Source organism: Flavobacterium luminosum, from assembly GCF_023635005.1.
In the GTDB taxonomy this organism is placed as follows: Bacteria; Bacteroidota; Bacteroidia; order Flavobacteriales; family Flavobacteriaceae; genus Flavobacterium; species Flavobacterium luminosum.
In genome coordinates this window covers 1-25,220 of sequence record NZ_JAMLJM010000011.1, presented here as the reverse complement: position 1 = coordinate 25,220, position 25,220 = coordinate 1, and the positions used below count along the sequence as shown (strand labels likewise).

General features: G+C 30.7%; 23 protein-coding genes and 1 pseudogene. 16 read left to right on the top strand and 8 right to left on the bottom strand.

Annotation, left to right across the window (positions count from 1 at the left end; genetic code table 11):
- Position 1 precedes the first annotated feature (1 nt).
- From NAT50_RS11575 to NAT50_RS11560, 4 genes are read left to right on the top strand one after another with little or no spacing between them, the layout of a single operon-like run.
- Positions 2-1,339, top strand: a complete 1,338-nt coding sequence (locus NAT50_RS11575) for a hypothetical protein (protein ID WP_250593385.1) — start codon at positions 2-4, stop codon at positions 1,337-1,339.
- Positions 1,309-1,956 (top strand): condensin complex protein MksE, encoded by a 648-nt coding sequence (locus NAT50_RS11570; RefSeq protein WP_250593384.1) that lies wholly within the window; start codon positions 1,309-1,311, stop codon positions 1,954-1,956. Before NAT50_RS11575 ends, NAT50_RS11570 begins: the two co-directional genes overlap by 31 nt.
- Positions 1,953-5,192, top strand: coding sequence for a DNA repair protein Rad50 (locus tag NAT50_RS11565; RefSeq protein WP_250593383.1), 3,240 nt, complete (start codon positions 1,953-1,955; stop codon positions 5,190-5,192). The genes NAT50_RS11570 and NAT50_RS11565 overlap by 4 nt, the downstream gene beginning before the upstream one ends.
- Before the next feature lie 3 nt (positions 5,193-5,195).
- Positions 5,196-6,146 (top strand): hypothetical protein, encoded by a 951-nt coding sequence (locus NAT50_RS11560; protein ID WP_250593382.1) that lies wholly within the window; start codon positions 5,196-5,198, stop codon positions 6,144-6,146.
- 514 nt (positions 6,147-6,660) lie between these two features.
- On the opposite strand, the gene NAT50_RS11555 is transcribed toward NAT50_RS11560, so the two are convergent.
- Positions 6,661-6,957, bottom strand: a complete 297-nt coding sequence (locus NAT50_RS11555; RefSeq protein ID WP_187657836.1) for a hypothetical protein — start codon at positions 6,955-6,957, stop codon at positions 6,661-6,663.
- Positions 6,958-7,935: 978 nt separating this feature from the next.
- On the opposite strand from NAT50_RS11555, the gene NAT50_RS11550 reads away from it, so the two are divergent.
- From NAT50_RS11550 to NAT50_RS11525, 6 genes are all read left to right on the top strand, one after another.
- Positions 7,936-8,358, top strand: coding sequence for a DUF6943 family protein (locus tag NAT50_RS11550; RefSeq protein ID WP_250593381.1), 423 nt, complete (start codon positions 7,936-7,938; stop codon positions 8,356-8,358).
- A gap of 147 nt (positions 8,359-8,505) precedes the next feature.
- Positions 8,506-8,739 (top strand): thioredoxin family protein, encoded by a 234-nt coding sequence (locus tag NAT50_RS11545; RefSeq protein WP_250593380.1) that lies wholly within the window; start codon positions 8,506-8,508, stop codon positions 8,737-8,739.
- A 63-nt stretch (positions 8,740-8,802) separates the two neighbouring features.
- Positions 8,803-9,447, top strand: a complete 645-nt coding sequence (locus tag NAT50_RS11540; RefSeq protein WP_250593379.1) for a protoglobin domain-containing protein — start codon at positions 8,803-8,805, stop codon at positions 9,445-9,447.
- A gap of 12 nt (positions 9,448-9,459) precedes the next feature.
- Positions 9,460-9,723, top strand: coding sequence for a DUF2024 family protein (locus NAT50_RS11535; RefSeq protein WP_250593378.1), 264 nt, complete (start codon positions 9,460-9,462; stop codon positions 9,721-9,723).
- Between the two features lie 54 nt (positions 9,724-9,777).
- Positions 9,778-10,464: a type 1 glutamine amidotransferase gene (locus tag NAT50_RS11530; RefSeq protein ID WP_250593377.1), complete on the top strand. Its 687-nt coding sequence runs from the start codon at positions 9,778-9,780 to the stop codon at positions 10,462-10,464.
- Position 10,465: 1 nt separating this feature from the next.
- Complete coding sequence (locus NAT50_RS11525; protein WP_250593376.1) at positions 10,466-11,065, top strand: MarR family winged helix-turn-helix transcriptional regulator; 600 nt, start codon at positions 10,466-10,468, stop codon at positions 11,063-11,065.
- Between the two features lie 168 nt (positions 11,066-11,233).
- Here the strand turns inward: NAT50_RS11525 and NAT50_RS11520 are convergent, their stop codons facing one another.
- Genes NAT50_RS11520 through NAT50_RS11505 form a run of 4 tightly spaced genes read right to left on the bottom strand, consistent with a single transcriptional unit; the run spans position 11,234 to position 12,775 of the window.
- On the bottom strand, positions 11,234-11,410 hold the full coding sequence (locus tag NAT50_RS11520; RefSeq protein ID WP_250593375.1) for a hypothetical protein: 177 nt from the start codon (positions 11,408-11,410) through the stop codon (positions 11,234-11,236).
- Positions 11,397-11,612, bottom strand: coding sequence for a hypothetical protein (locus NAT50_RS11515; protein ID WP_026726201.1), 216 nt, complete (start codon positions 11,610-11,612; stop codon positions 11,397-11,399). The genes NAT50_RS11520 and NAT50_RS11515 overlap by 14 nt, the downstream gene beginning before the upstream one ends.
- A 9-nt stretch (positions 11,613-11,621) precedes the next feature.
- A complete protein-coding gene (locus NAT50_RS11510) occupies positions 11,622-12,017 on the bottom strand; it encodes a DUF5675 family protein (protein WP_250593374.1) in 396 nt (131 codons plus the stop codon).
- Positions 12,017-12,775 (bottom strand): hypothetical protein, encoded by a 759-nt coding sequence (locus NAT50_RS11505; protein WP_250593373.1) that lies wholly within the window; start codon positions 12,773-12,775, stop codon positions 12,017-12,019. The genes NAT50_RS11510 and NAT50_RS11505 overlap by 1 nt, the downstream gene beginning before the upstream one ends.
- Positions 12,776-13,652: 877 nt before the next feature.
- Here NAT50_RS11505 and NAT50_RS11495 point away from each other — a divergent pair.
- Entirely contained in the window at positions 13,653-16,508 is a 2,856-nt protein-coding gene (locus NAT50_RS11495; RefSeq protein ID WP_250593372.1) for a tetratricopeptide repeat protein, read from the top strand.
- A 321-nt stretch (positions 16,509-16,829) separates the two neighbouring features.
- Here NAT50_RS11495 and NAT50_RS11490 read toward each other — a convergent pair.
- From NAT50_RS11490 to NAT50_RS11480, 3 genes and pseudogenes are all read right to left on the bottom strand, one after another.
- Positions 16,830-17,216: pseudogene (locus NAT50_RS11490) on the bottom strand (ATP-binding protein); the annotation flags it as partial.
- Positions 17,213-17,839 carry a Mu transposase domain-containing protein gene (locus tag NAT50_RS11485; RefSeq protein ID WP_250593371.1) on the bottom strand — a complete coding sequence of 209 codons (627 nt, stop codon included), beginning with the start codon at positions 17,837-17,839 and terminating at the stop codon, positions 17,213-17,215. The pseudogene NAT50_RS11490 and the gene NAT50_RS11485, both read right to left, overlap by 4 nt.
- A gap of 32 nt (positions 17,840-17,871) precedes the next feature.
- Entirely contained in the window at positions 17,872-18,393 is a 522-nt protein-coding gene (locus NAT50_RS11480; RefSeq protein ID WP_250593370.1) for a hypothetical protein, read from the bottom strand.
- A 1,209-nt stretch (positions 18,394-19,602) separates the two neighbouring features.
- Here NAT50_RS11480 and NAT50_RS11475 point away from each other — a divergent pair.
- The 5 genes from NAT50_RS11475 to NAT50_RS11455 all read left to right on the top strand — a co-directional run bounded on the left by NAT50_RS11475 (position 19,603) and on the right by NAT50_RS11455 (position 24,989).
- Positions 19,603-19,866, top strand: a complete 264-nt coding sequence (locus NAT50_RS11475; protein ID WP_250593369.1) for a helix-turn-helix domain-containing protein — start codon at positions 19,603-19,605, stop codon at positions 19,864-19,866.
- 1,051 nt (positions 19,867-20,917) lie between these two features.
- Entirely contained in the window at positions 20,918-21,559 is a 642-nt protein-coding gene (locus NAT50_RS11470; protein ID WP_250593368.1) for a DUF6266 family protein, read from the top strand.
- Between the two features lie 184 nt (positions 21,560-21,743).
- Positions 21,744-23,354: a type I restriction-modification system subunit M gene (locus NAT50_RS11465; RefSeq protein WP_250593367.1), complete on the top strand. Its 1,611-nt coding sequence runs from the start codon at positions 21,744-21,746 to the stop codon at positions 23,352-23,354.
- Between the two features lie 76 nt (positions 23,355-23,430).
- A complete protein-coding gene (locus NAT50_RS11460; RefSeq protein ID WP_250593366.1) occupies positions 23,431-24,486 on the top strand; it encodes an XRE family transcriptional regulator in 1,056 nt (351 codons plus the stop codon).
- On the top strand, positions 24,483-24,989 hold the full coding sequence (locus NAT50_RS11455) for a PIN domain-containing protein (protein ID WP_250593365.1): 507 nt from the start codon (positions 24,483-24,485) through the stop codon (positions 24,987-24,989). Before NAT50_RS11460 ends, NAT50_RS11455 begins: the two co-directional genes overlap by 4 nt.
- The last annotated feature ends 231 nt before the right edge of the window (positions 24,990-25,220 follow it).

Below are 25,220 nucleotides of genomic sequence, written 5' to 3'. Positions count from 1 at the left end.
ATTGAGTAATTCAGTAAATCCAAATTTCAACTTCATTAAAATTTTAAATGAAGAAAAAACATACAAGCTTTTATTTCCCGAGAGAGAAATAGGGCTTGCTATTGTTTTGATTTATGAAAAAATTATGGATGGAGTTTTTGAAGATGAAAAGTTTACCGAAAAAGATTTACACGATGCGTTTGAAACTATATATAAAACAAACGTACGTTATCCAAAAGAGGTTTATAGCAGCCATATTATGGATTTACAAGAATATTTTCTAGATTATAACCAGGAGTCTCAAAAATATTTTTTCAAAGATTATGCCTATAAATTTTGCAAACATGCCAAAGAAACACTTATTGGTGCTTTTAATCCAACACGAATCCAAGAGATATGCACACTTCTTTCAAAATCACTTGAAGCAAGAAATACTATAGAGGAACTTAAATTTTGGCTAAAAGAAATATTCAAAAAATATCAACCAGATTTAAGAGAACAAATTGATTTTTTAGACAGACAAATAACCGAGTCTATAGAATTACTTAAAAAAGGAACGGATTTTACGAGTCAAAATTTTCTAGAAATTTTAGTTGCAACAGATGTTAGTATGAACAATGCTCAAAACCATGTCAAAGAATTGCGTTCTGCATATTCAGAGACGAAAACAATTAGAGGCCTACTTGAACAAAAACAAAATCACGATAATGAAACAAATGAATTGATTTCTGAAGTATATGCATTTGTAAAATATATCAATGATCGTTTGAACTCAATTGATAGAAAATTAGACAGAATTCAACCCAAGGTCAGACAACTATTTTCTACATTAAGTAAACCATTACTAAGTTCAAAGATTGAAAAATTCATTCATTTCATATTGGATAAAAGTACTTTAGAATCGAATAATGGAAATAAGACTATAGTATTCCCAAATAACATTTCTTTACCACAAATTCATATTGCAACTCCACACTTCACAATAATTGATAAAGACCGGGAATTATTTCCTTCAAAGCCCAAAGAAAGAAAAACATATGTTCAAAACGAAAAAGTAATTCTGGAAAACACCAAGAAAGCACAAGAAAAAATTAAAGAAATTGATACTATAGGAAATTGGGAAAAATACATTTTTTCAGAAATAAAATTAAAAGGAAGTATCAAATTATCCGAAGTCTTTTTTAAGATTATTAATGAAAGTAAGAGCAGTCAAATAGCCGTAAGTGTTATTTTTAATATAATCAAATCGGTTTACAGCAATAACGATAAATATAAATTGGAAATTGAAAAAGAATTAGAAACAAATAGTGAATTTAATAACATTGCGTTATGGAAAATGAAAGTAATAAAGTTAGTCTAAGTAGTTTTATGTATAGTCCAAATTCTGAAGAATTATTTGCAACAATCGATTACGCATTAAAAGATGGTGTTCATTTTCAAAAAGAAGGAAAACAAATAAAACTCTATAATTTCATTTCACAAAATGAAGAAAGTCTAAAAATGTATTATAACACATTTTTTAAAGTCAATTTAGTTAAAGGAGGCGAAGACAATGCAAGTTATTATTATTTGGATTTTATAAACAGTGATAGAGGAAATATCTCTGATAAGCACAGACATATACTCAAAAGCGAATATGTTATTATTGGGTTTCTTATTTATAAAATTATGTTTATTGATAGAGATTTTGGTTTAGATTCAACACAAAAATTAAAAGAAAAAATCCGTCTTGAATGTGATGACTACAAACAAGGTATATATTCTTTAATTGCAAAATCAAAAAACATTACTCCTGGTAATTACAATGATGATATAATCGATAAAACCATACAATCCGCACTTGAAGAATTTAAAAAAATTGGATGGATAACATTAGAAAAAGATGAGTTCCATACATTACCAGCTTTCGATAGATTAATAAAAGTTTATGAAGAATATATCATAAATATAGATGAAACATTAAACGAATTGAAATGAAAAACTATCCAATAATTAGAAGATTATCAACATTAGGAATAGTACATCATCAGGGATTTGATTATGATTTTAATCCATTTAGAACTGATTTTGTTGGTGAAGGAGGTGCGGGTAAAAGTATGATTTCTGATATATTACAATTAATTTGTGTTGGTGCATCTGCTTTTCACTCTCCAACAAAGAGTACAGGAATGAGAGAGCCTAAAACTATGGTTTTAAGAACTAGTGGTAAAGGAACAGATATGGCATATGCTTTTATAAATGTTGAAATTGAAAAGAATAAATTCATTGTTATTGGAATTTATATAGAAAGTTCCGGTACTTCAAATATGTTTATCATTCAAGAGGGTAACAATTTTGATGACGATACTCAATTGATACCTTTTGACAACATTTTAGGATATTCTAATTTTCTCAAAAATGAAGAAATATTACCTATTCAAAATTTGAAAGAACACATTAGTAATACTTTAAAACTAACATGTGAATCTTGGTTTAAGACTTCAAATTATCATAAAATCCTTTTCAAAAATGAAATATTGCCTATTGATTTGTCTATTAGTAGCAAAACCTTAGAAAATTATGCCAAAATCATTCAAGCTTTTTCCAGAGAGTCTTTAGACATGAATAAAAGTGAAAAATTACAAAGTTTTCTATTTGGTGATGAAAGAGAAAAAGTATTGCTCACAAAATTTAATGAAACTATCGTTGCATTACAAGGAGACTCAAATGAATTTGAAAAAAATTTAACCGAAATAGAATTACTCACAGACAAACAAAACGCATTAAGCGAGTTATTAAAATTTAAAATTGATAAAGATGAAAAAGAGAAGATTTTCTTGTTAGCATCTTTTAAGCTATTCTCAAAAGAAATTACAGAATGCGAAAAAGAAATAATAGATAAAATTAATCTTTACGAAGATAGTTCAAAAAAGCTCATTAAATTAAAAGCTATTGCTCAAGAAAAACTAATTTCAACAAATGAAAAAATTGAAATTATAGAACCAAAATGGGATGATGCTTTTAAAGAGAAAAATAAATGGGAAGAAAGTGATAAGAAATTAAAAAAGTTTATGGATTGGCTATTGTACTTTAATTGCCAAAAAGAAGAATTAAATCAGCGTTACTATAAATACCATCAAAATAAGCTTCAGATAACTCAAATAAGAGAATTGACTGAAAAATTGAATTCAAAAAACCTATTTACTTTTTTTACCAACGAAAAATGGAGTAGTAAAAATGTACTTATTGAAATTAATTCAAAAACCGAAAATTATAAGAAAGAGCTAGAAATTAAAAACAAATTAAAAGCCTTGAATAATATTGAAGATTTAAATTCATTAGCACATTGGGCTTTAAATCAAACTAAAAAAATAGATTTATTTCAAGAAAGTATAATTCATAAATACCAAAATGAAAATATTAGAGTTGAAGAACCAAATAACACAACGTTAAGATTTATCCCAGAACCAAATCAATTGATTGAAAATCTTAAAATAAGAAGTAAAGATGATGAGGGATTTTGGCTTGATCTAAATGGTTTAATGGAATATATTCCTTTGATTGATAAACCAATTTTTGACAAGGATGACAAAGCGGAAATTAAGGACTATTTTCAAAAACAAACTTCAACAATAAAAGAAGATATTTCAAATTTGGAAATAAAATTATCAAATATTGAATCACTTAAAGAAATTTTAGAACAATTAGAAAATCCTGATGATTATATACTTGCTTTTAATTCGGAAATGGGATTAGAAGAACAACTTGAAAACCACGAAATGTATGATGTTTCTAACATTCTTTTTGATGAATATTTTGAAATATTTTGTAAAGCAAAAGAAATAGAAGAACAGCTTAAGATTGCGAGAACTGATTACAAAAAATTAGAAGATGAAAAACGAAAATTAAATAATCTTGTTCTCAATCTAGAACGCGATTTAGAATCATTCGAAACACCGAGAACTATTGCTAAAATTGATGAATATAAAATTAAATATAAATTTGTTCCGTTTGATAATGTAGATTTAGAAAACTTGGAAATTACATTAGAAGCGGCTGAAGATTATTATTCAGAAATGAATAAAATTTACAACACTTTAAAAAGTAACAACAATCAGTCAAATTCTTTAGAGGATATAGATTCAAAAATTTCAATTATTAAAGGTAAAAAGAATGAGATTTACAGCCAAAATCCTAACTTATTTACAGCAGAAGTAGAAATAGACAATAATGAAGATTTGAAAATTAATGAATTAGAAAAAAAATCAACTAACGCCAATATAGAATACATTTCAAAATATAATTCTTTGGTTTATAGTTTTATTAAACAAAAGCAAAATCAATACAAAGACACAGGCGATTTCAGCTCTTTGTGTAGAGAAATTCTTCCTCAAGAAATATTTGATGAAAAAGATTTACTAGATGAAGATGTAATTGAAAAGATATCTGATTATTTGAGAAATATAAACATCAAAAATAAAAGACTAAATAGTCGAAAACTTCAAAAATTGAGTGAGATTATTGATGATGTTTCAAATGAAGTTAGTAATCAATTAAATGACATAAGAATAATCAGTAACTTTTTAAATTCTGAGGATAAACAGATAACTGGAGGTCACAAAGTCGATTTAGATCTAATCTTTGATAATGTTTTCAAAAAAGAGTGGATGAATAGTTTTACTGAAGAAATTGATAAAGATATTCAACTTGGTATAAACGATTCTTTATTTGAAGGTCTCAAAGGTATTTCAACGGAATTAGAACATTATCCAACATTAGAAGAGAAGTTAAAGGAAGCATTTTATAGAAATGGTGGTTCGAGGTCAAATAAAATAGAAGTTAAGGATTTACTTAATCCAAAATCTTATTATAGTTTAAAGTTCTCAATTAAATCATCACAAGGTAACAAAACTGATGGCAGTACAAGTCAAACATATTCAGCTATAGCTCTTTTATGTATGGCAAAATTGTCATTAATTGATAAAACTTCATCTAAATCTAAATTAAAAAAAGGAATTCGTTATATGGCTATTGATGAGGCAGAAGGCCTTGGTAGTAATTTTGATATGTTATATAAAATTGCAAAAGCAAATGATTATCAAATCTTATCATTATCAATAAATCCAAACAAAATTGATGCAGAAAATCAAAATATTTATTTATTGCTTAACAGTTTAGAAGATGAAAATGTAAATTACACTCCAGTACCAATTTTTGGACTATTAAATAATTAAGATATGCAGAAAATTGAGTGGAAATATTTAAAAGGGTTACATCAACTATATAAATTAAAACAAACAAGGTTAAAAATAACTAACAATGATTTTATAAATCAAGTCATTTTAAAACAAAAGAAACTAATAAAATTTAAGGTTGGAAATCATTCCATTATCGAAGCATCATCAAGGTTTAATGATTATTATGAGCAAGAATTTTTAGAAACCTATGAATACTATAATAATTTCTTTGAAAAGTCAGGAATTGAAAACGATGCTAAAAAATCTTTTGATGATGAAGACTTAAAAGCATTAATGTTTGTTTTCTACAATAAAGAGGAATTAAAAAAAAATGTAACTACAGAGAAAAAATTATCTGCTTTAATTTATAAAAATCAAAATTCTAAATATTTATCTAATAAATTAAGTGTTAAGAATGCAGTGTTAAAAATATTAGAACTTACTGAATTTCCAGAAAAAGACCCGAAAAATAATCAATGGAGATTTGTAGTTGATTGTATCAAGCCAAAAGTCATTGTTTTATGCGAAAATCTTGATTGTTTAAAAGTTCCTTTAGAATATAAAAATCATAACATTGAGCTATGGTATGTTGGAGGTAATAATACCAAACCATTAGAAGATATTTCTCAAGACAAACTAAAACTACCTATATATTATTTTTGTGATTGGGATTACAACGGACTGCAAATATATTCCACAGTGAAGAGAATATTTAAATCCAAAGGAGTTGATGTTAAAATTATTCAACCTCAAACACATGAAATTGCAATTGATGTAGATGTAAAACATCACAATAGCAAGTGGAATGAAAATGAATTTTCTAATTTAAAGAAAGAAGATTTTTCATTAACACAAATAGAATTCATAAATCAATTAATAATTGATAATAAGTGGGTAGAAGAAGAATCTTTAGATTTGATTAAATTACTTAAAGCAGATAATATCATTTAATCCAAAATTATCTCATTCATCTGCACAAAAACTGCTCCTAGTCCAAGTATTCCTAGCATCAATTCTTTGTTTGCTTCATTTCGCTAATTTCATTTTTAAATAATGAGAACGTACTTTTTCGTTTAATGGTAAATTGACGTTTTTGGTTTTCAGTTGCCACTCCTTCCCAACGCTCCAAAAAAAAATTACTGTCATGGTTTTTGTCCCAACGCACATCAAGCACTTTGCCTGATGACAAGAAAATTATGTGTAAATTGGAAAATCCTGCACGCCATCAGCCAAAGAGCTTGCCCAACGCACAAAACAAAAACAAGTACGCTTCGCAACTCATGCCAGTAATTTTTTTCCCCAAGCTTTTTTACATAATGTTGCATTATAGTGCATAGGGACTATCCTGCTACTAATCAAAATCTCGGATGCACTATAATAACATTATGTAAAAAAGCCGCTCACCCAACGCTCGTGCCAGTGGCTCCAGGACAACTTTTTTTGTAGCTCCCATCGCATCACCCAGCTACAAAAAAAACCGTCCTTCGCCACTGTCTTTAAGAACATTCACCATTTCATAGGAATAGTTTCGGTTACCATTGCTTTTATGAACGTTCACGGTAACTGTTTTTATCAACTTTGCGTTTAAATAGGAAGTGTTTTCATTGCTTTTGTAAGTTCTAAAAATGGCTTTAACTTTTAGTGATTTGCCTGTGGTAAATCCATTTTTAGAACCCACAAAACCAAAATCCCCAGTAAGAGTATCATTTTTTATTTGCCAGAAAACTAGCAGTAATTGCTCCAGCGAAAAAGCTGATGCCATACCGTTTTTTAAGATAATCTGCAGAATACTGAACACTGCGACTGCCAGCTAAATTTCAAACATCAGCTTTTCCACTAAAGCAATCAGAAACATCTCAGTAAGCAAATAAAAAATGATACCCTTACTCACGCTACTGCCACATCGCACTCGGTAGTTTAATGCATTGTTTTTTGAAGATGCTTCACGTTTTCAATACAACATACCGATTACATTGAAACTTCTCTTTTCAAATCACGTTTTGGCATCCTCAAAAATCAAATCCAAGAAATGGCCACAAAAAAACAATTCCAATAAAAAGAGGGCCATTACGTTTGACCAATAAAAAGCAATAAACACTTGCAAACGAAAGAGTATCAAATTCTTTGGCCGGATGAATAGCTTTTTTATTTTCTATTTGGTTTATTCATCCATCCAAAGAATTTGATACCCTTTCCGAAGACGTCTATCTTTCAAATCAACTTTCAATACTTCGGATAAAATCCGATTAAACAAGGATATCTGATTGGAAATAGCCAACTAAAAATAAAATTCCGATTTCAATAAAAATGGCTATTCTCAATTTCCGATTAAAAAACAAATAAAAAAGAATTGAAAATTTCAAAAAAAAATAAATAAAAAAAGGAAGCAAAGATAAGTTCCAGGTATTCAAAAAAGCAAGTTCAAGCCCTGCGGGTTTCAGAAAAAATCTCCACCCAAACAGTTTCAAAACACATTTAATTTCCGATTAGACGCTGCCGAATTCAATCACGTATCGGGTAGTATTTTTTCTGAAAAACTTGCTTTTTTGAAACCTTCCACTTGGACGAATGGCTTTCTTTTTTTCTTTTTTTTCTTTTGAAATGAATATTCTTCGCTTCCAATTAAAAAATAACATTTGGCGAAAAAAATTTTAATGGGCGGAGCGTAGCGAGGCACATCTGCATTCATCAGAAATTCAACAGAAAATTAGAAGAAAACCTAATTTTTAAATCCGAAGCCATGATGAATTTTATCGTTAAAACCCACAAGAAGAACATCATTTACAGCAAACCGCACTTTTTTGTTTTAAACAAAGGAATGAACAGCGGTAAGCCCCAAAATGAGCCATTCACAAACAGTTTCGTAATCATATTTGATAGTGAAACTGATTGCGAAAATATTTTTTGGATTGCTTATAGCTTATGGAAAACAAATTTTTGGCATCAACATTTAGTGGGTTCTGTAATTCCATTTTTACGTCTTAACGATTTCAAAAAGGAGTTTTTTATAAAATCTAAAATTATGATGGAAGAACACGAAGCTCACATAAAGCATGTTGCTTCTCTTAAACTTTTGGAGCAAAAAGAAAAACAATTTCATGAAAACATCAACCTTATTAACGATATGCGAAGAGTTATCGTGCATCGTTACAGTAAGAGATAATTTAGATTTTTTTTTCATAAATACTATAAAATAAAATGAAAACAAAAAAAAAGTGAAAAATATTTTTTTAGTTAGGATAACTAACTATATTTGCATTGTAATTGCAATTTACATAAAGTATAATAATTAACATTTAAAAAAAATCTAATGAGTAAATCAATTTTTTATCACGCAGGTTGTCCAGTTTGTATTAGTGCAGAGCACGATGTAATTGACTTAATCGGACATTCAAATGTTCAAATCGTTCATCTTGGAACAGACAAATCAAGAATTGACGAAGCAGTAAAAGCAGGTGTAAAATCTGTTCCAGCATTAGTAACTCCAAAAGGAAATGTTTTACATATCAATTTTGGTGCTTCAATGGCTGATGTTATCGGTTAACAAACAAAATTTCCCTGTTGAAATATTTCAACAGGGTTTTTAATAATTTAAACTCATATCAAAATGAAAAAAATAATATTATTTTTAGCAGTTTTTACGCTTTCTTTTACGCAAGCGCAAATACAAAAACCAGCAGGTTATACTTATGGAACAAAACAAGTTTCAAAGTCTCCATTTAGTTTAGAAGATTTAAAACTTTTACAACAAACCTTATTATTTAGTGACGAGGATGTCAAATATTTAAAAATGAGCCACGATATTCTGAAAGATCAAACAAATGAAATTTTAGATGTTTGGTACGGTTTTGTTGGTGGAACGCCACAATTATTGTACTTTTTTGGAAACAAATCAACAGGAAAACCTGAAGGAGAATATTTAGCAAAAGTTAGAGAAAGATTTGCAATGTGGATATTACAAACCGCTGAAGCCAATTATAATCAAGATTGGTTGAATTATCAATACGAAATTGGGTTACGTCATTATTCAACCAAAAAAAATAAAACTGACAAAGCGACAGCAGTTCCAATTGTAAATTACAGATATATTCCTGCATTGACAATTCCCGTTACTACAACATTAAAACCATTTTTAGCCAAAAAAGGAGCAAGTTCAGAGGATGTTGATAAAATGTACAACGCTTGGGTAAAATCAGTTTTGCTACAATCGATACTTTGGGGACAACCTTATATGAAAAAAGGAGAATTTTAATTTATTTCAACTATGAAGATAGCTGTTTGGGATACATATGTAACTCGCAAAGATGGAAAAATTATGCATTTTGATATTTTAGTAGATGAAAATTTGAAAGATGAAAATCAAATTTTTGAATATGGAAAAAAGTATCTAAAAAGTGTAATGCAAGAAGGACAAAATTTAACTTCAAAAGAATGTGTTTTTTGCCATATTGACAAAGCACCTGTTGAAGTTGAGAAACAAATTATAAAAAGTGGTTTTGCTATTATAGAAATGGAAAATTGCTATTAATTTTTTAATAAGCCGAAAGATTAATACTTTCGGCTTATTACTTTAACTAATTTTATGAGAATACATTATATACAACACGTTGTTTATGAGGATTTAGGATGTATTAATGATTGGGTAAATAAAAGAAAACATAAAATTTCATCAACTAAAATATTCGAAAACGAAACTTTTCCAAATATTGAAACTTTTGATTTATTGATAATTCTTGGTGGTCCAATGAGTGTAAATGACAACACAAAATGGATAAAAAAGGAAAAATTGTTTATTGCAAAAGCCATTGAAAATAATAAAAAGGTTTTAGGAATTTGCCTTGGTTCACAATTTATTGCTTCTATTTTGGGCTCGAAAGTATTTCAAAACTCAAAAAAAGAAATTGGTTGGTTTCCAATTCAGATTACAAAATATGAAGAATTTGAAAATCCAATTGAAAAATTTAACAGCAAAATTACAGTTTTTCATTGGCACGGTGAAACATTTAATTTGCCTAAAAATTCATTTCATTTGGCTAAAAGCGAAATTTATCAAAATCAAGCATTTATGTACAATAGAAATGTAATTGCGTTACAGTTTCACCTTGAAGTTACCGAAAAATCTTTAGAAAAAATGATTACTTTTGGCAAAAACGAATTAATAAATGATGATTTCATTCAAAGCATAGAAAATATGAGAAGTTTTAAAAACAACATAATTGAATGCAACAAAAGAATGTTTTTGTTATTAGAATATTTTGAAAAAAATTAATATGTCAGTTTTCAATCTTAATGATCAAAACTCAAATCTTGACAATAAAATTGTGGCAGGATTAGACCGTATTTCACAGGTTTTTAAAACCCTACTTTGGGAAAAATCAAAAACTTATAATTTAAGTCCAATTCAAATACAATTGCTTATTTTTATTGCATATCACAGTGACGAAAAAACTACAGTAAGTTATCTTTCTCAAGAATTTAATTTGTCAAAACCAACAATAAGCGATACAATTAAAACTTTAGAGCAAAAACAATTCATTAACAAAATTATTGATAAAAAAGATACAAGAAGTTACACGATTGAATTAACAGAAAAAGGTGAAAATATCGTTTTTGAAACAGAAAGTTTTGTAAATCCCTTGACCGATATTATTACAAATTTGAAACAAAATGATAAATTAGTTTTGTGGAAAAATATAACAGGTATTATTCAGCAGTTGAACGAATTAAAAATAATAAGCGTTCAAAGAACTTGTTTTAAATGTAAATATTACTCTAACATTAATAATAATTCATTTTGTAATTTACTTAATCAAAATTTAAATACTGAAGACATAAGAATTGATTGCGAGGAGTTTGAGTTAAAAGTATAATTAATTTTCTTCTAAATAGAAAATACTTAATTAATAAAATTCTAAGACAGTAAATATAATTACTCATGAAGTTATTTTAAATAAATTTGGAGGAATGTAAAAAAGCCAGGTCTCACGACTTGGCTTTCATTTTGTTCAACCCAAAGGTCACCACAACTAGGGCTAAACTTATTTTTTGTGCTTCTTATTTAGGCTTTTAAGCAGTAACGAAATCGTAAAACTGACCACAGCTCCAACAGTTGCTAAGATAACCGTTTTGGCAATATCATTAGAAGAAAGATTGGGTACAATACTTAAAAATGTGCCTCCTGCAGTACCCATCAATGTGGGATTATTGGCTGTCATCCGTTGTAGTTAGCTGACTTGCAGCTGACAAAACTCCTCCAGCTACTGCAACATAGCCACCAATGGTAGTTACAATAGCAGGTAGTGCAATTGGAGCAGCTAAAATTGTTCCACCAACGGCAGCTAATGCCAACCCAACAGTTCGAAGCACTTTGAAAAATTTTGGTGTGGGAGCTTTTGCTCTATTGATAATTTTTTTCATAATCTATAATTAAGATTGGATAATTAATTCAATACTTTCTTTATTGTCCAAAGCTTTGTAAACAAATGCTTTTAGCTTCGTAAAAGCTTTTCTCGACATCAAACCTAAACCAGGTCCAGAAAGTTTAGTAACAGGAGCAATACAACCTTGCAATTCCTTTTGAGCATTATTGGCAGGATGAAATAGAATAAACTTTCTATTTGGAACATCCAACAATTCCAAATGCCATTTATATTTTGCACTGTATCGCTTTCTAATAAAATATTTCCCCTCAGGAATGCAGGAAACCTTCGTTTCGTTCATCTTCCACGGCAACTCTATTGTGTTACAAATCAATTTGCCTTCGCATTCGAGTTTACCATTTGTTCCATCAGGGAAATAAGTTCTAGTTAACCAAATAACCATTACACACCGCTGTCAACTTTTGCAATAGACAATGGGTTAAAAGCACCATTTTTCAATGGGTACATTTGTCCATTTATCTCCTGATAGAACTCAACACCTAGAGCCAAAAATAAAGGCTTAGTTGAGTTAGCAGTAACCACATTCACTTGATTAATTGGAGCAGTAGCAGTTCCGTCCCAAGGTAAAATTGCCGTTTCAGAAGTAGCAACCACATACGTTTCAGCTTCAAAATCAATCTCAGCTCCTCCAGAAATGATTTTGTAGTGAGTAGTTCCACTTGGAGCAGCAATCATATTCGCAGGAATAAATGATGCCAAATCCACAGTAATTTCACCAGCCACACGGTCAATAGTTGCCACAAACGGAGCAAACAGAGTGGTTCCAAGCTTACCACGAATATTGAATTCAAAACCAAATAACAATTCAGCTTCTCCATCAATCACGTTACGCAAACCACGTTCACTAACTGTATCTGCTTGGATAACTTTAACCATCGCTTGTGTCAAACGACTAACCATTCTACTATCCGCAGAATTTAAAAGCAATGGTCGTAAAGCCGTTCTAAGCATTTTTCCTGCCTTTCCAGCTCTACCAAACTCGGAACCATTCTCACGAGTTCTTTGAAACGCGGGATCACTTGCAATTCTACTAGCGTCAATTCCGCCTTTTTCTCTTGCTAAGTGACCATCTTGCGTTTTATAAAAAGTAATATCTCCGATAGTACCTTTTAATTTAATTATGCCTTTCTGTCTAGCCATAACTTCAAAATTTTGTTAAACATTCATCTAAAATCTCCTTCATTCTTTCAATCAGTTGCAACCACATTTTGAATGATTATAGCAAAGTTTACAAAGCATTTCACTAAAGAAAAAGTAACAAGTGTACCATATGTCCAAAATCGACACAAGTGTCTTAAATGAACATAAAAAGCCAATAAATAAGTATGAAAAATTATAACTAAATTGCAAAAGATTTTCTGCACGTCAGAAGTATAGCATAGCTATATCAAAGGTATAGATAAAGTATGAAATTGAATAATCAGAGGGTGTGCATCTATCCAAAGGACATACAACGAATAACAGGCAAGAGTTATCGTCAATGTACTAGATTGATGCAAAAGATAAAAAAAGACCTCAATAAGCTCGAAAATGAGTTTCTAACGATTGAAGAGTTCTGTACATATAGTGGCATAAAATATGAACAAGTAACTCACTTGATTTTTGGTTAAATTAGAAGAAATGCTAAAACAAATTTTAATCAAGAAAAGTAGCGACAAGCACTTAAATAACTAGTTCAATTTTTAGTCTTGATGCTTTACTATTCAAATAATTATCCTTATATTTGACTACTTTGAATTTAGAATAATAGTAGCCTTATAAAAGAGGTGTCAGTCGAGGTGTCACTTAAATTAAATGCTTTGCGAAGTATTGATTTTATTGGTGGCTTTTGTAGCAGACAAATCCCTCTTTCTCCGCAAAAACCCTTGTAATCTATTGATTATGAGGGTTTTCTTTTTTTAGGTGTAAATTTAGGTGTAAGTAACCTGATTTTTATCTTCTTCTTTTAATTCTAAAAATCAATCATATTAAAAGCATTTGATATGAATTTCCATATTTTTATGAATTAATTTTATATATGCTAGAACAAATAATAAATGTTTTTGAAGTCAATACAGATGCAATTGCCACAAATAGAGGCTTCTATTATCAATATTTAACCATTTTAAAAAAATGGATTCATAATTTTATTGAAAATAATGATATCGATGCTTACTCTGAGGTAGACCAAGACATTAAAGAAGTAGGAGAAAGTTTATTATTTACCCAAGTTAAGTGCTATACATCAAATTTTAGTTTGAATTCGAAGGAAGTTAAAAATACAATTTTCAATTTCTTTATATTATATCTAAAAAATAAAGACTTAATCAGTGATGTGAGTTTTTGTTTTACTACTAACACAAAAGTTGCTGCTAGCGAAAAACTATTATCTAAATGGATTTATGATGAAAAACTAGAAGACAATAATCTGAGAGTATTATGTTGTCATAAAATCAAAGAAGTCTTATATAAAGAAATTAAAAATAGAAAAAACAAAAATCTAAATAAACAAAAATCAATTGAGAATAGAGATTTAATTAAATCATCAACGGAAAATTTAATCCAAATTGTTAATCTTGAGATTGAAAATTTTACTAAATCAATTAAATGGAAATTTGAGAACCTTGTTCCTAATGAAGCAATAAATAAAATAAAGTTTGAAATTGAGAAATTATTAGAAAATGAAAAATTTCAAAATAGACCAATCTCTCTTTTGTTTGGTGTTTTAATTTCTGAGATTTATAAACGTTCCCAAGACAGCAACCCTCTTAATAGATGTTTAACAAAGAAAGTTATAGAAAATATTTTAAATCATTCAGATGAAGAAATTGAAAGATATCTTAATGTTAAATTCTTTAAGTTGATTAATATTGATATAGAATTACTAAGAACCAATATACAAAGCATTCAATCAAAAGTTGAAGAACATGATTTTGAAATTAATTCTTTAAAAAAAACAATTGTATCTGGTATCATAAAACAATTACCCAAAAACTTAAATTTAATACCCGATTATACTTCTATTAATATATATGATTGGGAAAATTTTTTAATTACTATAAATACCGAATTAGTATCTAGAAAATTAGTATCTATTTTTAGCCATGGAGGAATGGGTAAAACTTCATTTGCAAAAAAATATCTCAAAACTTATTCAAACTACAATCATATCGTTTGGATTACAGTTGAAAATTCTATACTAAATGCGTTTGCTCTTGATGAAATTTTAATAAAAAATCTAAATCTTGATTTTTCGCCTAAAGATGACATTGAGCATCGATTCAAAGTTATTTTAAATGAATTAGCCAAAATTAAAGGAGAAAACTTAGTCATTGTAGATATACAAGAGTTAGAAGAAGATAAAGCATACTTAAATCAATTCATTAGTCTTTCTAATTGGCAAAAATTAATTCTCACTAGAAATAATATAAAAACAATTTCATCTAAAAAACTCCCTAAAATTGAAATTGAAAATGCTAAAAGTATTTTCCAAACTTATTGTAATAAAGAAGATATTGATAACAAATTATTGACTGAATTTATTGATTTTGTTGAGTTCAATGTTTTAGTTATAGAACTCACAGCTAAAACAATTGAAAATAGTTTTGATTTAACTTTGGAACAGTTTTTTACTTCTTTAAAGGAGCAAAACTTAAATGATGAAGACTACAATATTGATATTGATTTACCAGACGAAAACAATTCCATTAAGATTTTTAATTATCTCCTTAAAAAATTTAGTTTTAAGAACCTCAAATCTAATGAATATAGTTATCTAGAATATCTTTCTCTTTTACCTTCAAGAGATATTATTATTGAAGATATTATTCTTATTAACGGTTTAGAACATTATAAAGAAAATAAAGTTCATATAATGAATATTTTAATTAGTCTTGATAAGAAGGGACTTATAGAGTTTACATCTGATAAGAAGAGAGTAAATATCCATAAGATTATAAAAGAATTAGTATTGTATAATGAGCGAGAAACTTTATCTCCTTTCGTTGGTAACATATTTTATATTACTTGGTTAACAGCCAGAATTAAAGAGGGAAAAAATAATCCTTCCATTTCTTATAGATATTTAAAGTATGCACAATCAATTTTAGACAATATTAAAGAAAAATATAGAAGAGCAGTATATCAGCCCTTAATTATGTTAGAAAATGAGTTGTTATATTCTTATAGATTTTATATTCATTTTGAAAACGAATTAGATAAATGGATTGATTTGGCTTCTAGAGCTGAAAAATATCAAGCGATAAGCAATATAAATCTTGGAGTAATATATAATAATCTCGGTTTGGCATATGCCCATACTGATTATGGAAAAGCTTTAGAACAGTTCAAAAAGGCATTAGATTCATTTAATAAAAGTGATAAAATATATCAACCTGAGATTATAACTGTTTTAAATAACATTTCCAATGTTTATCTTATGAATAATGACATTGTTAATGCTCTTGATAATTTCAAAAAAATTCAAAATTTTAGAAAAAAACATAATATTTATAATGACCAACAATTAGTAATTGAATATAAAATATTAGCAGAAAGCTATAAAATGTGTGGAGATATAAAGAAGGCAATTGAATTTATGTCCGAAGGGATTAAATTACATTTCACATTAAAGCCTGAAATTAGAAATGATTTTTTTCTAAGTGCTTGTTATAACTACTTATCAAAATTATTTTTGTTAGACAACAATTTAGATATGGGCATTTTACATCAAGAAAATGCGATAAACATTCTAAGCGAAATGGGCATTAAAAATAGTGAGCATTTACTACTAATGTATGAAATTCTACGACAATTGTATAAAGTCAAAGGTTTATCAAATAAGGAAAAAATAATAATTGAGAAAATTAATACATTTAAAATTTTTGAAATTTAATCATATTAGATGAAAAATTGTTCAATAGAATTAAAATGTCCTATAACATAATTTATAATTAATTTTCTTCAATAGAAGTGAACCAATTACCATTTTTTCTAATAAGATTCCATCTAATATATTTATCCCGTTCATATATCAATGTATAAAGCTTAATAGAAGTACCTTCTATTAAGCTTTCAATAGTGCAAATTCCAGTGATATTGACCACCCAATTCCAATTCAAATTGACCACCTAATTTCGGAGCAAAATGACCACCTCCATTTTTCATTAAAAACTACTTTTTTCTTGTGTTAATTTGTGATTCATATATATTAAAATTACTCTTTGTTGATTCCTCTTTTCTTTCTCATGGATTCGCCTTGTAATTCGATGCGATGGGATTGGTGTATAAGTCGGTCTAAAATGGCATCATCTATGGTTTTTTCTCCGATTATATCGTACCAACCTTGTACTGGTATTTGGGAAGTTACGATTATAGAACCGTTATTATGTCTGTCTTCTATGATTTCTAAAAGTGTAATTCGGTTTTGACTATCTAATGCTTGAAGTCCAAAATCATCTAATATGATAACATCTTGTCGTTCTATTTTGGCTAATTCTCTTAGATAAGAACCATCGGCTTTAGCCATTTTTAACTTAGCGAACAACTTAGATGTATTGTAATAACTAACTTTATATCCTTGAATACATGCTTGATAACCTAATCATAAGGTTTGTAATTTCTTGGATGAATAGCGATTCGATTGTATTTGTAGAAGATTTCAACCGTAGTTTTGGCATACAAAAGTTTTACTTTTTTTCTCACATATTGGTATGGAACACTGTAATAACTCTTGTCCTGACTCAGTAATGCATGACCGTTTTGCATTACTGTTGCAAAGGATTGGTATTTGATTTCAAAGCGTTCTTGAGGTAATGGGCGTAGTTTTTGCTTCTCATCTTCTATAAATAATTCATAACGAGTATAGGGTCTTCCTGTGAGTTTTTTGTGATTATGAGCATCTAATAAATCCCATATTTGTTGGTTTAATTCTTCTAAACTATAGAACTGTTTTTGTTTTAGATGTACATAAATTCTTCGGTATAAGATTTTTACGGCTCCTTCTGCTAATGATTTATCTCTTGGTCTGTAAGCTCTTGCAGGTAATATGGTAGTTTCGTAATGCTCTGCTAAATCGGCTAAGGTTTCATTAATTGTTGGTTCAAAACGACTGCTCTTAATTACGGCTGACTTTAGATTATCTGGAACAATTGCCGCTGGAACACCTTCAAAAAAACGTATAGCGTTCTCTACCGATGTGACAAAATCTTCTTTCTGTTGGCTCATAGAAGCTTCAGCATACGTGTGTTGACTTGCATCTAATATGGCACAAAAAACTGTACTTCTTTAATCTCTCCTGTATCCTTGTCAGCAATAGAAAGTGTTTTTCCAGCATAATCCACATACATTTTATCACCTGCTTTGTGATTCATGTGCATTACTGGATTAACGCGTTTACTCCATATTTTAAAGTGATGTCTAAATTGAGAACTCTTAAAACCATCAGGATGTATAGCAATATATCGTTCCCACATATGCTGGACGGTAACACCAACTTTCTTGAGTTCGCGCTCCATTTGTGGAAAAAAATCATAAAGCTTTTGTAGTCTAGGATCTATGGTTTCAACCGTATTCTGTGAAAATAAAACTTCAAGTTCGGCATCTGTTTTGGCTTCAATAGCTTCAAAACTTAAGCCTAGAAGTTCAAATAAAGAAATATATTTCTTTACCGTATTTCTTGAGAGCGATAAGTAATTGCTAATAAACAATTTACTCTTACCGCTACAGTGAAATTTAATTACTTTTCTAATCTTACTCATGTCTGTTACTTTGTTTGCCATAATCCGTATTTTTTGTACGAATGTATGAGCTAACAACATGAAAAAAAGTAACTGTTTTTAATGGCTAATTTACCCTAAAATTTAGGTGGTCAATTTGGACTGGAAAGTGGTGGTCAGTTTGCACCGTTTTTTCCAGGTTAAATTGGCCAATAGCGTTATTTTTAGTGCTTCTACGTTAGACGACAGGGCGTTGAGTTGCGAAAACTTATTTTCAATTTTAGTGTTTCTTTACGTGCTTTCACCAAAAATATCTTTATTGATGTAAGGGTTCTCTAAATTTGACGGTAATTGGGTGGCATTCAGTTTGAGGTCCCCATCCGTCATAGCGGTAATTCCTCCCAACAAATTCGAAAAGTTATACCCCCCAGAACCGGTCGAATGAATCTCTTCCTCTTGGATGTCGGTTTTAATGTTCACCGCAAATGGGTTGATGTTAAGCAATTTGATTTCGATTAAACTATTGCGTTTGAATTTCGGATTGTTTAGAGTATCAATAATCTCGGACGACTTATTGAGTTTGAAGTATTCGAAGTTATCGGTTTTATAATCGTATTGGATTCTTTATTTGTCTTGCGCCATTGCCAAAGTAGTGCACAAGAATAGGGTAGTTGTGAAGAATAGTTTCATGGGTAGTTTCTGTTTGTACTCAAATTTAATAAAAATTGTCCTTTTTTTGATATATGATTGTTAAGTTTTAGTGGTCAGCTTTCAGTGCTCAGCTATCAGCTATCAGTTATCACTTTAGTAGCGAAGCGCCTCTTTTATGAGCTTATCTCATCACGTCATAGGTCTTATATTTACTTATATGCCTTAAATGGTTTGAACTTTCAGTGTTCAGCTATCAGTTATAATTTCATCAGTGAAGTGACTCTTTAACGTACTTACCTCAACGCATTGATAGGTCTTATCTTCTCTTATATGCGTATTGAAAAAAAGCAGCAAGCCTTAAAAGTTATTAATAACAATGCGTTTATGTTAAAGTATTGATTTTTAATTGTTTAAATTTTTAATAGGTCGCTTCACTTTCAAAAAAACACTACTTTTTTTGTACCATATTACAACTTTTAATACTATTTTGGAAATAGGTCATTACTGTTGTTGATAACTAAAGTTTTAAGCCTTTATTTTTTTTATGAAATTTGTTAAAAGCAAATAAGAAAGCCTTATTAGCTAGAGAATTATTTTTTAATTTATTAATAGTATAAGCCTTTGAAATCAGAAGTAGACGTATTAAAAACTCAAGTAGATGAGTTATTGAAAGTAGTGCAAGAATTGCAACAACAAAATAGTGAAGAGGGTTGGTATGATGGTGCCGATTTGAAACAACTATTCAGTTTTAGCGATTCGACTCTAGCGCGTTATCGCAAAGAAAATAGAATTCCTTTTACCAAATTAGGAGGGCGTATTTTGTATCCTAAGTCGTATTTCACCAAATCGCTTATGGCCAAAATGAAAAACAAACACTTGTTGTAAACCTCCTGAGTTTACCTCTCCCTCTTTCGTTCTAATCGCATATAGAACACCCTTCACCACATCGTATCGTGTAAAGCAATAAAGTAGTTCCGGCTATTAGCTGTCAGCTATCAGTGCTCAGCTATCAATGTTCAGTTGTCAGCAATCAGTCTACAGATTCCCACTATAACTTTAAAAGCAAAGCGCCTCTGTTATGGACTTTTCTCAACGCATCGATAGTCCTTATTTTTTCTTATATGGCTTGTATGGTTTGAGATTTCAGTGTTCAGCTATCAGCTATCAGTGTTCAGGTATCGGTATTCAGTTTTGAAGTATTACCAAATGCGTGAAGCGCATGAACTCTTTCATGAACTTACCGCAACGTAACGTCAAACTTATCTTCCCTTATATGGTTTATAATTTCAGTCTTCAGCAATCAGTCTTCAGATTCCCATCATAACATCAAAAGCGAAGCGTCTCTGATATGGACTTGTCTTAATATATCGATAAGTCTTATGTTTCCTTATATGCCTTATATGGTTTGAGCTTTCAGTATTCAGTGCTCAGGCATTAGTATTCAGTTTTGAAGTATTACCAAATGCGCTAAGCGCATGAACTCTTTCATGAACTTACCGCAACGTAACATAAAACTTATGTTTCCTTATATGCCTTATATGGTTTAAAATTTCAGTGTTCAGCTTTCAGCCTATTTTTCTACTTTTCTTTTACTTTTCTTCGAGCCTTGTTCGTATCAACCCCTGTTTTTACGAAGCGCGTACGAACCACATACGAACAAAGTACGAACAAAACCCCTATAAAAATCCCTCCAACCCTTCATTGACTATCAAACACTATCAAAAGGTGTCAAAACCTGTCAAAAGGTGTCAAAACCTGTCAAAAAAGAGCAAAAGCTTCCAAAGTATAGCAATACCATTCAAAACCTATTAAAACTCTTTAATTCAGTCACTTAACTTGTTTTTTGCTAAAAAGCTGCTCTATCTTTGTGATGTTCTTTGGTAGCGCGCATCAAAAACAAAAGGTTTTTTATTAATTCACAAAATTTTATTAAAGTATGGGTACATACAACAAAGGCATCTTAGGTGCATTTTCAGGAAAAGTAGGTCCGGTAGTGGGTGCTACGTGGCGCGGTAAAGAGGTAATGCGTAGTTTACCTAAAAAAGGGAGCCGTATGGCCACCGATTTTCAACAAGCGCAAAGAAGTAAGTTTGCAATGACCACCGAGTTTTTAGGAGGAATTCAACCGGTAATTAAGCGTTATTTCGGCAGCGATACGGGTTTAAAAACGCGACGCAATCAGGCGATGTCGTACCTGATGAAAGAGGCCCTCGTGTTTAACGATCCCAATTACGAGTGGGATTACACCAAAGTCTTGATTAGTAAGGGCGACTTGCTGGGGATGAACAACGGTCAAGTAGTAGCCGGAACGGGGCAAAACCTTGAGTTTAGTTGGACCGACAACAGTGGGCAAGGGGAAGCCCAAGCGACCGACGCCTTGGTGGTCGTGGCCTATGAGCCTACCTCCAAAACTACGGTCTATAATTTGAATGCAGGTACTCGAAACAGCAGCAGTGCTACCTTGGCTTTACCTACTTTTCTTAGTGGGTTAGAGGTGCAGGTATGGGCTACGTTTGCTTCTGCCGACGAGAAGTTGGCGGCGACCAGTTTGTACTTAGGTTCTGTAACTGTGGCTTAATCTTTAGTGATGAATAGTGTTCGCACTATACCTTTGAAACGCCCTGCCGCTATTGGTGGGGCGTTTAGTTTTGATTTTAATTTTATTACCTCCTTGTATTATTTAAAATTTGAAATTAAAAAAATTAACAATTGTAAGAATTCTTTTTTTTCTTTATGTTTGAGGCTATTCCATATAACCCACTATGAGTAAAACTACCGTAAAAGCCGATATTAATTTTGAACAAGAACTTTGGAAAGCCGCTAATGAATTACGTGGTGCTGTAGCTGAAAATCAATATAAAGACTATGTGTTGCCGATGATTTTCTTGAAGCACATGTCCGAGCGTTATGAAATGCGTAAAGAAGAATTAACGACTTTACTACACGATAAAACTTCTAATTATTTTACGACAGACGAAGCGGAAATCAACTATGTGTTGGAAGATGCGGATGAATATTTGTCTAAAAATGTATATATCATTCCCAAACAAGCCACTTGGGACTACTTAAAAGCCAATGCCGAACAAGACAATATCAAAGTCATTGTAGATGATGCTTTTGACTTGTTAGATGCTACTTTGGCACAATTTAGACCCGATTTAAAAGGGATTTTACCACGTATTTTTGTGAAAAGCCAATTAACCGCACGCCAAGTAGGTGGTTTAATTAATTTACTTTCCAATCCTAAGTTATCGCAAAAGGAAAATCCTGAAAGTGATGTGCTAGGGCGTGTGTATGAATATTACATTGGCAAGTTTGCTTTGGCAGAGGGGTCTGGTGCGGGACAATTCTTTACGCCAGGCAGTATTGTGCGTTTGATGGTAGAAATGATTGAGCCTTATGAAGGAAAAATCTTTGATGCGGCTTGTGGTAGTGGTGGTATGTTTGTGCAATCGTTGAAGTTTTTAGAAAGCCATGGAGGCGACAAACGTAAGATTTCTATTTACGGACAGGAGCGTTATGATGGTACGTTGCGTTTGTGTAAAATGAACTTAGCCTTACGTGATTTGTCCTTTGATGTACGTTTGGGCGACTCGTTATTGAACGACCAATTTCCTGATTTAGAAGCGGATTATATAATTGTAAACCCTCCGTTTAATGTGAGCCAATGGCATCCAGAAGACTTACCTGAAAACGACCCACGCTTGTTTGGACCGAAAGAAGAATTTACTACCGATGGTAACGCCAACTTTATGTGGATGCAAACCTTTTGGAGCCATTTGAGCAACAAAGGAACCGCGAGTGTAGTAATGGCAAATGGAGCCATGACCTCTAACAACAAAGGAGAGAAAAATGTACGTGAGTTTATGGTAAACAACAGCATGATTGATTGTATTGTACGTTTACCCGATAAATTGTTTTTAACTACAGGCATACCTGCTTGTATTTTTATATTAAGTAAAAACCGAGATGGCAAAGATGGCATCCACCGCGAACGTAAAAACGAAATCTTGTTCATAGATACCAGTAAAATGGGTACTATGGAAAGCCGTAAACTACGTGTGTTTACCGATGCCGATATAGACAAAGTAGCCGCAACCTACCATGCTTGGCGTAATAAACAAGATAGTCAGGCTGAGCTTGTCGAAGCCTATAATAACATCGATGGCTACTGCTACGCTGCTACCTTAGAAGAGGTACGCAACCAAGACTACAAACTCACCCCAGGTATTTATGTAGGGACCGAAGAAGTGGAAGACGACGGGATTGCTTTTGAAGACAAAATGGCAAGCTTACAAGCTACTTTACAAGAGCAGTTTGCGAAAGGGAATGAGTTACAGCAAAAGATATTGGAGAATTTTAATAAGTTGTAAATGTTAAAGTTATATTAGTTAAGGTTGACAAATAAAATATTTTTTATAATTTTGTCAACAACTAAATAAATTTATTATGAAAGAAATTGTAGCTAAAAGAATTAAATCTGCTAGAGGATTAGCAGGTTTATCATTACGTGAACTATCAGAAAAATTAGATGGTTTAGTGAGCTATAATGCTATTTCAAAGTACGAAAAGGCTGAAATGATGCCCGATAGTAAAGTGCTTTTACAATTAGCAAAAGTTTTAAATGTGAAATTAGATTACTTTTTTCGTCCGTTTACAATTTCTATTGAAAACATTGAATTTAGAAAGAAAAGTAAACTAGGTGTAAAAAAAGTAACCAGTATTAAAGAAGAAGTTACTGATATTATTACTCGTTACATTGAAGTAGAGCAGTTTTTAAATTTAGAATCTAATTTTAATAATCCTATTAAAAATATTTCAATTCCTGATGGTAACGCTGTAGAGCAAGCAGTAAACCAGTTAATTAAAGATTGGAATATAGGTATTAACGCTTTGCCCAATGTGATTGAGTTATTAGAAGACAAAGAAATCAAAGTGATTGAAATTGATGCGGACGAAGATTTTGATGGATTCTCAGGCTGGGCTACTGGCAATATTCCAGTAATTGTAATTAACTCTAAATTTTCTGTAGAACGTAAACGTTTTACTGCCTTACATGAATTGGGACATTTGCTATTAAGTTTTAATTCTAATTTAGTTGAAAAAGAAATAGAACGTTTGTGCCATCGTTTTGCTGGTGCTATGTTGATGCCAAAAGAAACTTTTTTATTAGAATTAGGAGCACAACGCAATAAAATAAGTTTATCCGAATTAATAGCTATCAAGGAAACCTACGGTATTTCTATTCAGGCTATTATGGCAAGAGCTAAAGATTTGGGTGTAATTTCAGAAGAGCGTTACATTAATTTCAGACGTTGGATAAATGAAGATCCTAGTCGTAAAAAAGAAATTGATTTAGGAAAATTTCAAGGAAGAGAAAGTTCTACTCGTTTTAAACAATTGTTATACAGAGCTACAGCAGAAGATTTAGTTTCGTTGAACAAAGCGGCTAGTTTAGCCAATATGAAATTAGCGGATTTTAGAAAAGAATTTGTGTTGTTATGAGGATAATTGTCAATGATGCTAATATTTTAATTGATTTAGTGAAGCTAGATATCTTGTTTCACTTTTTTCAATTGCCTTTTAGTTTTCATACGACAGATATTATTTTTGATGAATTAGACCCAGCACAACAAGCATTGCTTTTGCCTTATATTGAAACAGAACAACTTGTTGTGGAAGGATTTACAGGAGAAGAATTATTAGCCATTGCCTCATTGAAAGATGAAAAAAATCAACTTTCTATGGAGGATTGCTCTGCCGTTTTTTGTGCTCAAAAATTAGAAGCAGATTTAATTACTTCCGATAAAAACTTACGAAATTTTGCTAGAAGTAAAGCGGTTCCTATTAGAGGACATTTATGGGTGTTGGACATGCTTTTTAGTTATGCTATTATGACTAGTATAGAAGTTACAGCATTATTACATCGATTGCAAACCGAAATAAACCCAAGACTAGGATTACCATTAGCCGCTTGTGAAGAATTGAGACAAAAATGGAACACATAATTAACACACTGTTTGTCATCTCGACGCAAGGAGAGATCACATAAAGTTAAAATAAAAGATAGCGTGATGCGATGCTTCCGTAGCCTGTACTGACAAAGGAAGTATCAGCATGAACTGTGTTTATTTCCAAATTTATTTTAGTTAATTTTCACTGAATAATATTCTTTTTTTGTTGCAATCGCAAAAGCTTGTTTTAATAATTTGTTTACAACTGCAATTAATGCAAGCTTT